Annotated in this window: 13 protein-coding genes; 5 read left to right on the top strand and 8 right to left on the bottom strand. The window is 38.5% G+C overall.

Annotated elements, in window-relative coordinates:
• Nucleotides 1–8: 8 nt before the first annotated feature.
• The 4 genes from OK18_RS11975 to OK18_RS11960 form a co-directional block, all read right to left on the bottom strand.
• On the bottom strand, nucleotides 9–2,678 hold the full coding sequence (locus OK18_RS11975) for an MGH1-like glycoside hydrolase domain-containing protein (protein WP_053328135.1): 2,670 nt from the start codon (nucleotides 2,676–2,678) through the stop codon (nucleotides 9–11).
• Between the two features lie 90 nt (nucleotides 2,679–2,768).
• Complete coding sequence (locus OK18_RS11970) at nucleotides 2,769–3,578, bottom strand: glucose 1-dehydrogenase (RefSeq protein WP_053328134.1); 810 nt, start codon at nucleotides 3,576–3,578, stop codon at nucleotides 2,769–2,771.
• 71 nt (nucleotides 3,579–3,649) lie between these two features.
• Nucleotides 3,650–4,123 carry a GNAT family N-acetyltransferase gene (locus OK18_RS11965; RefSeq protein WP_050022109.1) on the bottom strand — a complete coding sequence of 158 codons (474 nt, stop codon included), beginning with the start codon at nucleotides 4,121–4,123 and terminating at the stop codon, nucleotides 3,650–3,652.
• A 2-nt stretch (nucleotides 4,124–4,125) separates the two neighbouring features.
• Nucleotides 4,126–4,743, bottom strand: coding sequence for a DUF1684 domain-containing protein (locus tag OK18_RS11960; protein WP_050022132.1), 618 nt, complete (start codon nucleotides 4,741–4,743; stop codon nucleotides 4,126–4,128).
• A gap of 128 nt (nucleotides 4,744–4,871) precedes the next feature.
• Between OK18_RS11960 and OK18_RS11955 the strand changes: the two genes are divergently transcribed.
• A complete protein-coding gene (locus OK18_RS11955) occupies nucleotides 4,872–6,455 on the top strand; it encodes a GMC family oxidoreductase N-terminal domain-containing protein (protein WP_053328133.1) in 1,584 nt (527 codons plus the stop codon).
• Between the two features lie 2 nt (nucleotides 6,456–6,457).
• On the opposite strand, the gene OK18_RS11950 is transcribed toward OK18_RS11955, so the two are convergent.
• From OK18_RS11950 to mqo, 3 genes are all read right to left on the bottom strand, one after another.
• The gene (locus tag OK18_RS11950) at nucleotides 6,458–7,324 is read right to left on the bottom strand and encodes an AadS family aminoglycoside 6-adenylyltransferase (protein WP_050022107.1); all 867 of its coding nucleotides are present in this window, start codon (nucleotides 7,322–7,324) and stop codon (nucleotides 6,458–6,460) included.
• 7 nt (nucleotides 7,325–7,331) lie between these two features.
• The gene (locus OK18_RS11945) at nucleotides 7,332–7,733 is read right to left on the bottom strand and encodes a hypothetical protein (protein ID WP_050022106.1); all 402 of its coding nucleotides are present in this window, start codon (nucleotides 7,731–7,733) and stop codon (nucleotides 7,332–7,334) included.
• A 71-nt stretch (nucleotides 7,734–7,804) separates the two neighbouring features.
• Nucleotides 7,805–9,310, bottom strand: coding sequence for a malate dehydrogenase (quinone) (mqo, locus tag OK18_RS11940; RefSeq protein WP_053328132.1), 1,506 nt, complete (start codon nucleotides 9,308–9,310; stop codon nucleotides 7,805–7,807).
• Nucleotides 9,311–9,797: 487 nt separating this feature from the next.
• On the opposite strand from mqo, the gene OK18_RS11935 reads away from it, so the two are divergent.
• The 3 genes from OK18_RS11935 to OK18_RS11925 are packed head-to-tail and all read left to right on the top strand — an operon-like array spanning nucleotide 9,798 to nucleotide 12,525.
• Nucleotides 9,798–10,904: a hypothetical protein gene (locus tag OK18_RS11935; protein ID WP_156173276.1), complete on the top strand. Its 1,107-nt coding sequence runs from the start codon at nucleotides 9,798–9,800 to the stop codon at nucleotides 10,902–10,904.
• A gap of 12 nt (nucleotides 10,905–10,916) precedes the next feature.
• A complete protein-coding gene (locus OK18_RS11930) occupies nucleotides 10,917–11,738 on the top strand; it encodes a hypothetical protein (protein ID WP_053328130.1) in 822 nt (273 codons plus the stop codon).
• Between the two features lie 10 nt (nucleotides 11,739–11,748).
• Entirely contained in the window at nucleotides 11,749–12,525 is a 777-nt protein-coding gene (locus OK18_RS11925; protein WP_156173275.1) for a hypothetical protein, read from the top strand.
• 41 nt (nucleotides 12,526–12,566) lie between these two features.
• Here OK18_RS11925 and OK18_RS11920 read toward each other — a convergent pair whose 3' ends face one another.
• Nucleotides 12,567–13,607: an NAD(P)H-dependent glycerol-3-phosphate dehydrogenase gene (locus tag OK18_RS11920; RefSeq protein ID WP_050022102.1), complete on the bottom strand. Its 1,041-nt coding sequence runs from the start codon at nucleotides 13,605–13,607 to the stop codon at nucleotides 12,567–12,569.
• A 224-nt stretch (nucleotides 13,608–13,831) separates the two neighbouring features.
• Here OK18_RS11920 and OK18_RS11915 point away from each other — a divergent pair, with 224 nt between their 5' ends.
• Nucleotides 13,832–14,857, top strand: a complete 1,026-nt coding sequence (locus OK18_RS11915; protein ID WP_053328128.1) for a M23 family metallopeptidase — start codon at nucleotides 13,832–13,834, stop codon at nucleotides 14,855–14,857.
• Nucleotides 14,858–15,052 lie beyond the last annotated feature (195 nt).

Below are 15,052 nucleotides of genomic sequence, written 5' to 3'. Positions count from 1 at the left end.
TTATGTTCTTATTCCTTGCTGTCCCTGCTCACATTTCCCGGCATTTCAGTTTCAGATTCTGCGATTTCCTTTTTGGAGAACCTTGGCTGTAAAATCTTTGCAATAAGCCCTGTCCATCCTGTTTGATGAGAAGCTCCTACCCCACGCCCACTATCGCCATGAAAATATTCATAAAACAGAATGTAATCCTTAAAATCAGGATCGGTCTGGAATCTATCATATTGCCCGTTCACAGGCCGCTTACCATTTTCGTCCCTTAAGAAAATTTTTGCAAGCCTTCGGCTTAAAGAATCGGCAATTTCATCCAAATTAGAATAATTACCGCTTCCGGTAGGATATTCAACCAGAAAATCAGGACTATAATAAAAGAAAAAACGCTGAAGACTCTCGATAATTAAAAAATTAATGGGAAACCATACTGGCCCACGCCAGTTGCTATTTCCCCCGAAAAGTCCGCTGTCACTTTCGGCAGGTGTATATTTCACCGAATATTCAATATCGTTGAAATTTAATGTATAGGGATTTTGTTCATATTCCTTAGATAATGCTCTCACTCCATATTCACTCAGGAATTCGTTGGGATTAAGCATCCGGCTTAACAATCTTTTCAGACGGTGGCCTCGAAGCAGAGATAATAAATGTTTGGAATCCTGCCCTTTAACTTCCCATCTGGAAACCAAAGCAGCCAATTCGGGTTTATTGTCCAATACCCATTTCATTCTCTTTTTAAAATTTGGCAGGTTTTCAATCATTTCATCATCAACCACCTCTACAGCAAACATAGGGATAAGCCCTACAATTGTCCTTAATTTTAAATATATATGAGTACCGTCACTGGAGGCAATAGCATCATAAAAAAACTCATCTTCATCATCCCAAAGGCTAAAATTTTCATCCCCCATATTATCCAGTGAATTAGCAATAGACAGGAAGTGATCGAAAAACTTCATAGCCATCTCTTCATATACATTATTATACAAAGCCAGCTCCAATGCTATTCTCATCATATTCAGGGCGAACATTGCCATCCAGCTTGTCCCGTCTGATTGTTCCAGCTGTTCCCCATTGGGAAGTACAGAATTTCTATCAAAAACACCAATATTGTCGAGCCCTAGAAAACCTCCTTCAAAAATATTATTCCCGTTGACATCTTTCTTATTGACCCACCAGGTAAAATTCATCAATAATTTCTGGAAAGCACTCTCCAGAAACTCCAGATCCGGTTTCCCTTTGAGATACTCATCAATTTTAAATACCCTGAATACTGCCCAGGCATGTACGGGAGGATTGACATCACTGAAATTCCATTCATAAGCCGGAAGTTGCCCGTTGGGATGCATGTACCATTCAAACAGGAAAAGCTTCAGCTGGTGTTTGGCAAAATCAGGATCTATCAACGAAAAACTGATGGTATGAAATGCCAGATCCCATGTGGCATACCACGGATACTCCCATTTATCAGGCATCGAAATAATATGCTCATTATTAAGATGCTTCCAGTCATAATTTCTTATTTTATCACGGGTTTTTGGAGGGGGTAATTCTGCCGGATCGCCTTTTAACCATTTTTCCACATTATAATGATAAAACATTTTATTCCATAGCATTCCTGCAAATGCCTGTCTTTGTATCATCTTTTCGTCTTCGGAAATGATGTCTTTCTGAATATCAGTATAAAACTCATCTGCTTCCCGGACTCTTAATTTAAAAATTTCATCAAAGTCATGGAACGGCTCTTCCAGGTCCTTATCTGAAATCCGGAACTCAAACGTCTTTGACTCTTTAGCTTTAAAAACTTCATCTATATAAAATGATGCTTTAGTCCCGGTCATTTTCGGATTAATTGTCTGCGGATTTCCGGTCAATACAAAACCATTAATCCCGTCTTTACAATATTGAGTCACATTCTCTGAATGATAAAGTCTTTCATTATTCGTTTCATTATCACAAAACAGAATTGGTAAAGATTCTTTTGCATATACTTTTTTGATATCAAGGGCCCGATGGTTTACATAAATATGATTATTCTTATCTCCTGACAATTGCGGTTTATAATCATCATATCCCCAATTCCAGGTATTTCTGAACCACAGGGTTGGCAATACAGTAAGGGGTGCTGCCTTTTCAGATTTATTGATAATGGTAAGTTTTACCAAAATATCATTCTGGCTTTCTTTGGCATATTCAATAAAGATATCAAAGTATTCATTGGTATCAAAAATTCCTGTGTCAATCAGCTCGTATTCAGGTTCGGTTTTATTTCTTTCTGCATTAATACTGATCAATTCTTCATAGGGAAAGGCATTTTGCGGGTACTTGTACAGCATCTTCATATAAGAATGTGTAGGAGTAGAATCCAGATAATAAAAATATTCTTTCACATCCTCGCCATGATTTCCCTGTTCATTGGTAAGACCAAAGAACCGTTCTTTTACCATGCGATCTTTTTTATTCCAAAATCCGACGGAAAAAACCAACTGCTGAAGGTCATCACATATTCCGCAGATTCCTTCTTCGCCCCATCTGTAGGTTTTAGCCTCTGCTGTATCATGTGTTGTATAATTCCAGGCATCACCGTTTTCACTATAATCTTCACGCACCAGTCCCCATTCCCGGTTACTTACGTATGGTCCCCATTTTTTCCATGAAATATCTGAAACTCTCTGTTTTTCTGACATGATAAACTGTTTGTACAATTGTAAAATGTATTGATAATAAATGACCTCGGTAATGTCCTTCCAATGACCGACATCAGAAGCAGGCCGTTTCTACCCTCCCGTAGAAAAACTCTCAAACGTGGTCATTCCGCCATCAACAAAGATGCTGGCTCCTGTAATATAGTCGGAAAGATCACTGGCAAGAAACGCAGCTAAATTCCCTATATCCTGCGGTTGTCCGATTCTGTTATAAGGAATAAGGGTAAGGAGGGAATTCAATGCTTCAGGAGTCTTCCAGGCATTCGTATTGATGGGGGTCTGGATGGCTCCGGGACAAATAGAATTAACGCGGATTTTGTCTGCTCCGTACTCCTGAGCCAGGGTCTGCATCAACATTCTAATAGCTCCTTTACTTGCTGCATAATTCGCATGTCCGGCCCAGGGAATAATTTCGTGTACAGAACTGATATGGATGATTTTTCCGCAAGCAACAGAACGTGAAGGGACTATTCCCCTGCGTAAAAATTCTTTGATTGCCTCTCTTGCACAAAGAAACTGCCCTGTCAGATTAACTCCTATCACAGCATTCCACTGCTCTAAAGTCATTTCCGTAAATTTTGCATCTTTCTGGATTCCGGCATTATTAATGAGAATATCTACTGTTCCCAATTCTGCTACTACATCCTGAAACATGCGGACAACCTGATCTTCTTTAGAAACATCACATTGATAGGTAATTCCCTGCCCACCTGAGTCTGTAATTTCTTTCAAAACGGCTTTTGCTTCTTCCAGAGACCTTTCTGAAGAATGATTGACAATAACTATAGCACCTGCTGAAGCTAATGATTTTGCAATTCCTGAACCGATTCCACTGGAAGCCCCGGTTACTAAAGCAACCTGATTGTGAAGTGATATTTCCATATTTTGAATTTGATGTTACTCAAAGTTATAGAAAGAAATCAGCAGTAAAAAAATTTAGATCTAAAATTTTATTAAAGTTTTTTGTACATCAGATACTGAAGGCCACTTCTTCCGGCCCTGGTTTTTCCATCATAGGAATATCCTGTCCGGGTATAAAGATGATAGGCAGATTGGTTTTTCTGATTAACAGCCAGTACAATTTCATTGCAGTTTCCGAAATGTTTTCTTACAAAATCATCAACCTTCATCATAGCTTCTTTTCCGATACCCCTGCCCTGCATAGCAGGATTTACGGATAAAGACCGTATCAGGACTGCATGCTCATTGTCTGTCATATCCAATTTATCTTTTCCAAAATCAAGTACAAAAAAGCCTGCAGGATTTTCATCCTCCAATATGATGATGGGAAAGGCATCCTTCCCGTTCCGAGCCTTTATATTTTCCAACGCCTGTTCTACTGATGCTGTAAAACGCAGCTGATCTTCGTCCAGAACATAATTGATTCCGGAAAAATCACCAGGATTAAAAAATTTCAGACTTACCATAATTAATGATGATAAATGTCCTGATACATTACACCGGCACGTATTTCCACAGGAAGTTTGTTTTCCTCAGGAACAACAGGACAATTGTAGTCATAAGCATTATATGCACAATATGGCTGATAAGACTGGTTAAAATCCAGCACAATGGTATTCCCTTCCGGAATTCTCAGATCCATATACTTTCCTCCGCCATAGGTTTCTTTTTCATTGGTCGCATCACGGAACGGAAGGAAAAGATAATTTTTATATTTCTTCTGTTTGATTAGATCCAGGCTTTGATATAATGTCAGGGTATAAAGTTTACCATCCAATGTAAATGTTGCTTTACCATATTCCTGATAAGATTTTGTCTTTCCGGAAGAGGTAGGAAGATCAAAAGGTTGGGTATCTTTTGATTTGATAAATTTTGCATTTATCCTGTATTTAGGATCAAATGGAAAAAAAGGATGACCTTTAAAGTTTTTAAAGTTGTCTCCTCTTAACGGAGTCTCTTTTGGATTAAAATATTCAGCATTAAGTTCTTTCTGAAATTTCCGGACCTCTTTCTCTTCCTTTGAAAGTGCCTTTTGAGAAAAAGCCCATAGTGGAAGGAGCAAAAAGAGTATTATATATTTTTTCATAGGTTTAAAATTATGAGTAAAGCTATGAATTTCCATAACAAAAAAGTTAAAATTGTAATAAAAAATATAATCTGTTTTAAATAAATAAGAACTTGCTGATCTAGCATACTTTTTGGAAAATACAGCACATGGACAGAAAAGAATTCATCAGGACAAGCGCATTAGCTATATCAGGTTTGTATTTCCTTCATTCTGAATTATTCCGGGCTGCAGAAAGGAAAAATTTTCAGATAAAAGAGAATTTTGATGTTCCGATTGTGATTATCGGCAGCGGATATGGAGGTGCAGTATCTGCCCTGCGTCTCTGTGAAGCCGGAAAAAAAGTAATATTACTTGAAATGGGCCTGAATTGGGAAAAAGCAGGAATTCCGTTTTCAAACCTTCTGAAACCAGGGAAAAGCTCCGCCTGGCTGAAAAAGAAAAGCATTGCTCCTTTTATGAATATTTTTCCTTTAACTCCTTTCACCGGAACGCTTGACCGGCTGGATTTTGAAAACATAAATATATGGGTAGGAAGAGGAGTTGGCGGGGGCTCACTCGTTAATGGAGGAATGGCAGTAACGCCAAAAGAAAACTACTTCAAGGAAGTTTTCCCCGATCTTGATGCAGAAAAGTTCTACAATTATTATTTCCCATTAGTGCATAAGGAACTCAAAGTAAATATTATCAGTGAACAATTTCTGAAGGATTGTCCCTATTATAAATTTACAAGAGTAGGTGAAAAAGAGGCACATAAAGCAGGTTTTAAAACCATCAGGGTTCCCAATGTATATGATTTCAGGTATATGGAAAAAGAATTCCGGAATGAAGTTCCAAGATCTGCCCTTAACACAGAAGTAATCTACGGAAATAATTACGGTAAAAACAGCCTGGATAAAACCTATCTCAAAAAAGCACTTGAAACCGGCAACCTTGAAATCCTTGACCTTCATCGGGTGGATACCATCCGGATGAATACCGACAAAAGTTACACTTTACAGGTTCAGCAGACCGATACAGCAGGGGCTACCATTGCTCACAAGATATTCAACTGTAAAAAGCTTGTTCTTTCGGCCGGTACTATGGGAACTCTGCAACTTTTATTGCATTCCAATGCAATACATGATCTTCCCCTTCATAAACATATCGGAAAAAACTGGGGTAATAACGGAAACTTTATGACCGGGAGAAACTGGGTAAAACCATTATCGGGAGGAACCGGTGCCAAGCAATCTACAATCCCCGTTGGCGGCATTGATAACTGGGATGATGCTGAACATCCTTTTTTCACAGAAATTGCTCCTTTACCCATGGGAATGGATGTTGCCACGGCACTATATTTATTGATCAATAGAGTTGATAAAAAAGGTGAAGTTTACTATGACCCAACCAATCAATCCCTTAAATTGAACTGGGATAAAAGCAATACAGTAAAAATGAGAGAAAATGCCCGGTACTTTGTAAGAAAGATGAACCAGGCCAATGGTGGAACCAGGAGCCACTTTCTCTTTCACAACGGCTTCGGGCCAGATATATGCTATCATCCGCTTGGTGGCTGTGTATTAGGAGAATCTACTGATGAATATGGTAAATTAAAAGGTCACGAGAATCTGTACATCCTGGATGGATCATTAATTCCCGGAACTATTGGTGTAAATCCGTTCGTGACGATTACTGCCATTGCTGAATATTGTATAGAAAATCTGATCAGAAAAAATGAATTTTCTGTATAAAATCATGGTAAAGCCCTTACTTCAGAAAGATAATTCCTGATATCATTTTCTAATTGCTCAGGATAAACAAATCCAAGCTTTAGAGCCAGATCAGTTGCCAGATTATGAACCAGATCTGCAAAGGCGAATAAGGCGATCCAGTTCTCTTCAATATCACTTCCAGAAAAGGTAGACTCAATGTCTTTCCATATGTTTGCCGGAAGATATTTTTTAAAAAGTCTGCCATGTTTATTCGTCGTTATATTGTGCCAGCTATGAAGATTTGCAATATACCATTCTATCAAAGGAACCAGATAATCTGTTCTGAGAATATTTTCAGACATAAATTTGGCATAGAAAATATCGCCACGTTTCAGGCATTTCGCTACATAGGTAGTATCCCACCAGAAATCATTTATCAGTTGTCTGAATTTTTGCTCATCTGGCTTTTGGATCATGATAGACTGATAAGTGGGAGCTTTTATATTTTCAGTCAGGTTATCCTTATCTATCAAAACCCTATATCCAAGATCCCAATCATCAGGCAGTACCTCCAGATCAATATCTTTCAGAAAATCCGCTACCTGATACAGCTTAAAATCCACCTTGACATGGTCTTTGTATAAAACCATCTTCATGGCATGTTTTCCGTCAAAAACCGTATCATCTTCTTCAATCATAGAAATGGGTTCCCCGAAAAGATCAAGCCATGTATGATCAGCTTCATAGACACTTCTGTTCTGAAAAACAAGTTCTATATCCAGGTCACTGAAATCATCTACAGGAGCATGAGGATTCACTAATGAACTGGTAAGTAAAGCAGCCCGGATATCCGGATTATTTTCACACCATTGTATAATTTGTTGAAGCTTTTCTTCTCTTGTTATCATACCAGTGTTAATAAGATTCTGATATTTTTACACGATAAACATCAGAAGAATTTCTTTTAATGGATGCTACGAAAAAGCCCCCTTCTTCCGGAATAACTTCTTTTAAATCAAAACTCTTACAATCTTTGGGAAGTCCGGAGAATATAAGGGTAAACCAAAAATCCTTCATAAAAGGAACAGGCGTCCAATATGGGGAAATTGAAATATTTTCAGCATGAATCAATTTACTCCTGTGATCAGACTGATTATCAAAAAGATAAGTTGAATGCCAGATCCTGATGAGATTGCCTAAAAATGGAGATGCCGGGAAACAGCAATGTACAATAACCTGTTTCTCCTCTTCTGTTTTTGTCTGAAGAGACTCCAGAAGCTCTTTAGCTATCACCGGTTTTACAACTACTTCTTCCACGCTTTTGTATAGATAATAAGTGACAGGCAATGAGTAATGCTATCGTGCTTATTACTCATTGCTTATTACTGTTAGTATTTTAATTCTAATTTTTCTTTTGTATAGTCTCTCAACTCTTTGGTAAGTTCCGGATGTTCAGCTAATTTTTTACCGTAAGACGGGACCATTTCGAGAAGCTTGCTTTTCCATTCTCCATGAAGCTTTTCAGGAAAACATTTCTCAATAACGTTCAGCATCGCATGTACTGCCGTTGAAGCTCCCGGCGAAGCCCCCAATAGTGACGCTATTGTTCCTTTTTGATTAACAACCACTTCCGTTCCGAATTCCAGCTTACCTCCTTCTTTCTCATCTTTTTTGATGATCTGTACTCTTTGTCCGGCTACCTTCAATTCCCAATCTTCTTCCTTCGCATCTTTGATGAACTCTCTCAGGTGTTGTATCCTTTGAGATTTGGTCATCGCTACCTGCTGGATAAGATATTTTGTTAATGGAATATTATGCCACCATGCTCCAAACAGGGATCTTAAGTTTTTGGTATTCACACTTTCCGGCAGGTCAAGGTAGCTTCCTTCTTTCAGGAATTTTGTTGAAAAACCTGCAAAAGGACCGAAAAGAAGAGCCTTTTTACCATCGATAATCCTAAGGTCAAGGTGTGGAACAGACATAGGAGGAGCATCTACTGTAGCCTGCGTATAAACTTTAGCCTGGTGTTTTTCCACCAATTCCTGGTTGTGGGTTACCAGCCATTGTCCTGAAACCGGGAAACCACCATATCCTTCACTTTCCTTAATATCTGAACTATCCAGTAACGGGAGTGCATATCCTCCAGCTCCGATAAAGACAAAGTCTGCAACGACTTCCTGTTTATGGTTATGGATTCTGTCTTTTACTTTCATCTCCCATTTTCCGTCTTCTCTCGGATCGATGTCTTTCACTTCGTGGTATAAAAATACTTCTACATTGGAATCTTCCAGCAAGTGTCTCCCCATTTTCCTGGTCAATGTCCCGAAATTAACATCGGTTCCCATATCCATTTTGGTGGCAGCCATTACCTCAGATTTATTTCTTTTGCTCATTACCAGAGGAATCCATTCTCTCAGTTTCTCATGATCTGTGGAAAATTCCATTCCTTCAAAAAGAACGGATTTACTCATTTTATCATAACGTTTTTTAAGGTATTCTGCGTCTTTTTCACCAAATACAAGGCTCATGTGCGGGCAAGAATTGATAAAATCTTTGGGTTCCTGAATATATCCTTTAGTCAGCAAATAAGCCCAGAATTGTTTTGAAATTTCAAATTGTTCTGCAATGCTTTCCGCTTTTGTAATATCTATTGTTCCGTCAGGTTTTTCGGGAGTATAATTAAGCTCACAAAAAGCGGAATGTCCTGTTCCTGCATTATTCCAGGCGGCTGTACTTTCTTTGGCAAATCTTCCAAGTCTTTCAAAGATAGCAATTTCAAGGTTCGGATCAAATTCATGAAGCAGAGTCGCTAATGTGGCGCTCATGATTCCGCCTCCTATCAGTACAACGTCATATTTAGGTTTTGGAGTTCTGCTTGTAAGCGATTGTGACATAATTGTAAATTTTAGTTCAAATTTCGGGAAAAGTTTTAAAAAGAAAAACCTGTTTCAAGATTTTAACACGTTATTTTTTGAGAGAAAAGCACTTCTTGATTATACAACAGAAAGTCATGGAAAGTATCAATAAAACATCATTGAAATGATTAATGACCATTCCTATGGATTTAAACTTTTATCTTTATTTTGACCGTTATAATTCACTGGCAGGAAAATAATTTCCCATAAAATTTTGTGTTCATTTAAGTTCGCGATTTAAAATACTTTAGCCATAATGATTTTCATTAAATATTTAATCACTCGTTTTTGATAAATATTATCAATTAAGTTTAAAAAATCACAATTAATTGATAAATCATTAATATTATAGACAAAAATCTAGATTAAAATCATAAAATAATTATTTTTTATACGTACCTTTGAATTGATTTATTACCATATTCCTGTGTAATTAAATTAAAATTATTTCGTAAACATACTAAAGATGAAAATTGTTAACTTTCTAAGTACACTTTTCGCTACAATGGCTTTGGCCCAAAGCGGAAATGTAGGGATCAACACGTCCACCCCGGATCCGAGTGCTATTCTGCACATCGAAAATTTCAATGGAATACCAGCTACCGCCACAGCTACCATATCAGGAGGTGCCGTAACCGGTATTACCATCAGCAATGGAGGTAGCGGATATACTTCTGCCCCTACTGTTAATTTTTATGGTGGAGGCTCCATTATAAACGGAGGCTCTAAAGCCCGCGCAACAGCCACTATTTCCAATGGGAGCGTAACAGGAATTATCATTAACAATGGAGGAAGTGGCTATACTACTGCCCCCACAGTTACCTTGGCAGGAGGGAATAAGGGCCTTTTATTCCCTAGTCTGAATATTTCAAGCCTGAACAGTACAACTTCACCGGTAGCATCACCGGCCAACGGACTTATTGCCTTCAATGGAGGAGCCAACAGCAACAATAAAGCACTGCATGTGTTCAATAGTACAACGAATCAATGGCAAAGTACTATTGACGCGGAAAATACACCTAAAGTAGCTTATCTCGATTTCACCGGGAATTTATCAGCACTGGATAACGCAGTAGCAGGAGCCAGGGCTTTATTAGTGGTAAACCCTCCCGCAATCTCCGGCGTATCCAATATTAATGGTTTTAAGGTAGTACAAAATACTTCTTCGGGAGGATATTCCCTGGTTCTTCCCCAAGGAAATTATCTGGTAGAAGTTAATCTTAATCTCAATTCTCCTCAGGAAAATCCCGCAGGTCAAGGGGGAACGGCTCCTCTTTCGGGAAGCAGTTATTATCTGATGGGGTATTTTATTGATTTTACCCACGATACCTATAATAATTCTACCAATACATTTACCGCAGAATCCAATACCCGGAAAGAAGTGCCTATCGTATCTAAGATCAATACCAATCACCTGGCTACCTGGTCTTATTATTACAGTGTACCTCCCAATGCCAATGGCAATATTATCGGAGGACTTAGATTATACTTAGGCAGAATGCAGAACAGTACATTTTACGATCTTGTTAACGTTATTCCTACCGGATCTTATATAAAAATATCCCAACTTTAAGAAACATTCAAAATGAAAAAAAGTTATATCCTGCTACTATTCACTATAGTACAGACCTTATGCGCACAAGTTGCAATCGGGAAAACTACAGTTAACAGTTCTGCTGTTCTGGATGTATCCCAGTCTACCAATAAAGGAGTTCTTCTTCCAAGGGTGGATATTGTAGATATATTAAGCAATACATCACCTGTCAATAACCCTGCTGAAGGACTTGTAGTGTACAATAAAGGAAATTCCATCAGCCCGGGGCTATATCTATGGAAGAATAACAGATGGACTCAGCTTGCAGATACTTATAACCTTGTAAGTTACATGATTCTTCAGCGGACATCTGATTACACGATCCTGGGAAATTTCGCTAACGGGACTTTCAAGAACTTTACAGATGCGGCATTTACTGTAGTTTCCAATGATATCGGAGCCTCTTATAATACAGCTTCCGGAGTAATTACACTTCCCGGAAACAGTGGTTATCTCGTTAACCTATGCCTGAATATAAGAACAGCCCTGGAAAGCACTACAGCAGGCATCGGAGGGACTCCTGTTCACCTGCACCAGTACCTGGTAAAGCTGGTAGATCCTGTCACCGGAACTCAGTACGGTAAAACGATCAGCATTAATGCACAATCTATAGCCAGTAATAAAACGCATACCCTCAATCTTAGCTTTTCTTTTGTGGCAACTTCAGCAACTCCTATAACTTTAGTTCCAGCGATCGCCCATGATGCGGGAGGAACTTATCAGTCCGGTTCCGGAGGAACTACCCCTAATAACGGTGAAATCATTATCACCAATGCAAAAGTTGATATCCAAAGATCAGCCCTTAACCAATAATCTGTTTACAATGAAAACCTATATTTATATTGTTTGTCTATTAACTGTACTCTTGAGTTCTTCTTTAAACGCTCAGGTAGGCATCAATACAAGCACCCCTAATCCAAGTAGTGTTCTTGACATTAACTCTTCCAACAAAGGAGTTCTTTTTCCGCAGTATGATCTCACAGTACTCAACAGTACCTCAACACCGGTAGCCAATCCAACAGACGGCCTTATGATTTATAATAAAGGCGGAGCGTCTACTTTCCCAAAGGGATACTATGTATGGATCAGAAATCAGTGGCAACGAGCCATTCTTTCAGGATCAGAGCCACAGACCATGTCCCTGATCATCAACCCTGGAGTTCTTATTCCTACCGGAAGTACCAATAATACATTAACCAACTTCACCGTAGCGGCTAACAAAATAACCGGTGCATCTCTGGGAACAGATGCTTCTACGATAACCTTACCGGCAGGCACTTATATCATCCGGTATTCTGTAGATTCAAGTAATGCCAATAACAATAACGGAACGGCCAATACTCAATATTTGTCCCAAAATTTTACGTGCACAAGATCCTACCTGATTAATGCAGCCACCAGTGCTACTATTACGGAAACTAACAGAATATGCCAGCTATCGAGCTCTTTTACTTTTTTTCAGGGGAGTTATTTTTTGACACTTACAGCCCCTACTACCCTCCGGCAAAAGTTTGAATTTGATACCGGAAACGGATTTACAGCCAGCAACCTTAATGTAAGATCTTCATTTACTCTGGTCATCACAAAAATGAGCTTATAGTGAAAATAAGAAAGGCTGATCATAACAGATCAGCCTTTGTTTTAATTCAATTTTGCCGTCAGCTTTTTAAATTGCTTCTCTGCATTTTTACCTTCATACAGGATGGCATATACGGTATCAATAATTGGTAGTTTAAGATTTTTCTGCTTTGCCGTTTTATAGATGGAATCTGCAGCATAATATCCTTCTGCCACCATATTCATCGACTGGATTGCAGATTTCACGGTATATCCTTTTCCGATCAGGTTCCCCAGATTTCTGTTTCTTGAGAAAAGGGAATACGCAGTTACCAGAAGATCTCCCAGGTAAGCACTTTCATTCACATCCCTGGGTGCTTCATAAATGGCTTCGAGGAAAATTTCCATTTCACGGATTGCATTGGAAACAAATACGGCTGTAAAGTTGTCACCATATCCCAGTCCGCTTGCTATTCCGGCACCGATCGCGAAAATATTTTTAAGAATGGCACTGTATTCATTTCCTAAGATATCCTTACTCGTTTGTACCTTGATAAAATCTGAACTGAAAATTCTTTCCAGTTTTTCAGCAGTTGCTTCTTCTGCGGCTGCAATAGTAAGGTATGAAAGTCTTTCCATCGCCACTTCTTCAGCATGACAAGGCCCTGCAATGACGGCCTGGTTTCTGAAGCCGATTTTAAATTCATCTCGTAAATAGTGCGCCACTACATCATTCACTTTAGGAATAATCCCTTTGATTGCTGAAACAAATATCTTCTCTGAATAATCACAAGTCATTTTATCCAGGGTATCGGAAAGATAAATAGATGGAGTCGCCAAAACAATGACATCACAGGCCGAGACCAGTTCGTTAATATCCGTTGTCAGTTTTAAACTTTTAAGATTAAAATGGGCTGCCGTAAGATAGGTCGGATTATGTCCGCGAAGCTCAATAGCTCCTTTTACAAATTCACTTCTTACACACCAGTGTACCACTTTACAGTTTTCAACAAGCATTTTAACGATAGCAGTTGCAAAGCTTCCGCTTCCTACCACCCCTACAGAAACATCGCTTTTATTCTTTTTTGGATTTGAAGATTCTGAAATAATTTTCTTTTTAGCCATAATTCGAATGTGAACTGCAAATATATTAAAACATAGATTTAACAGGCCCCCCGGAAGCATGATAAAAGCCATTTTCTGAAAAAATTAACACTTCCACACAATTAAACATTTAATTAAACGTTAAATACAGAAAAAACTGAATTTTAATTAAAGATAAGTCTTAAAAATTATTTTTAATTAAATTTGCAATCCAAAACCGTTTTAAACATACTAAGAGAGGAAATATGAAAAAATTTCTAAACAGTAAAAAGAACGTAAACATTCTCCTTGGAGGACTTTTACTAGTAGTTTTTGCTCAGGGTGTCTTTATTGCCAAGTTATTTTCTGAAAGGGATGACAAAACATATGAAGTAAACCTTGTAAAAATAAACACTGAAAAAGACAGTGTTGATTATTTAAAAATGAAAACTGATCTTAAATTGGTAGATCAGACTGTAGGCCAGCTGAATTCTTTCCTTAAGTCCAAGGATATTACCAATGAAAAACTGATGATGCTGAACCAGGATAGTATTTCAAATTCTATTTATCTTTCCAAACAAGCCAACCGGTACAGCCAATACCTGATGGATCTGCAGCAAAAACTGATGCAGGTTCCTTTGGGAATGCCTACTGATGGTTATATTTCTTCCAATTTCGGAGTGAGAAAAAACCCTATACCATTTAAAACCGTTTATGCTTCGGTAAAAACACATGCGACAACAGAAACCAGATCTATTCCTGCAGTGGCTCCAAAACCGGAAGTAAAAGCTGAACCCGTTGAAAAAATCGTAGAGCTTACTGACAGTTACGGGAATAAAAGGGAAGTAAAAGTAATGGTAACTCCCAAAGCGGCTCCTTCTGCACCTGAACCAGCTGTGGCAACAAAATCTGTAGCCGGCAATACAGTTTCTAAAAATATTCCTGTTGAAAGAAACAATCCTCCTGCAGAAGCTGATCAGATGCAGTTTCATAAAGGACTGGATATCGCAGTTGCTTACGGCTCGGATGTGAGGGCTGCTGCCGCCGGAACGGTAATTTTTTCCGGCCAAAAAGGAGGATACGGAAATTGTGTTATCGTTTCCCACGGAAATGGATTAGCGACTCTTTATGGGCATTTATCACAGCTTGTTTCTAAGGTAAATGATAAAGTAAAAGTGGGCCAGGTTATTGCTAAATCAGGAAATTCCGGCCGTTCTACCGGACCTCATCTCCATTATGAAGTACACAAAAACAATACTCCGGTAAATCCGAAACTGTTTATGAATCTATAAAAAAAAGCTGCCTCACAATGAGGCGGCTTTTTTTAAACTCCAGAGATGAGTACACAGATTTGAACGAAACTCTGTTGATATTTATTGCTCTTTCCTGTGATAAAAACGTACATAAATGATCTCGCAGATTCAGCAAATTACACAGATTTCACAAAAATTGCACGATCTTTGAAACTGCGGGGGGGGTATTTCAGC

The organism is Chryseobacterium gallinarum, assembly GCF_001021975.1.
GTDB classification, from domain to species: Bacteria; Bacteroidota; Bacteroidia; order Flavobacteriales; family Weeksellaceae; genus Chryseobacterium; species Chryseobacterium gallinarum.
The sequence above is the reverse complement of the archived record's forward strand: the minus strand, read 5'-3'. Positions and strand labels throughout refer to the sequence as shown.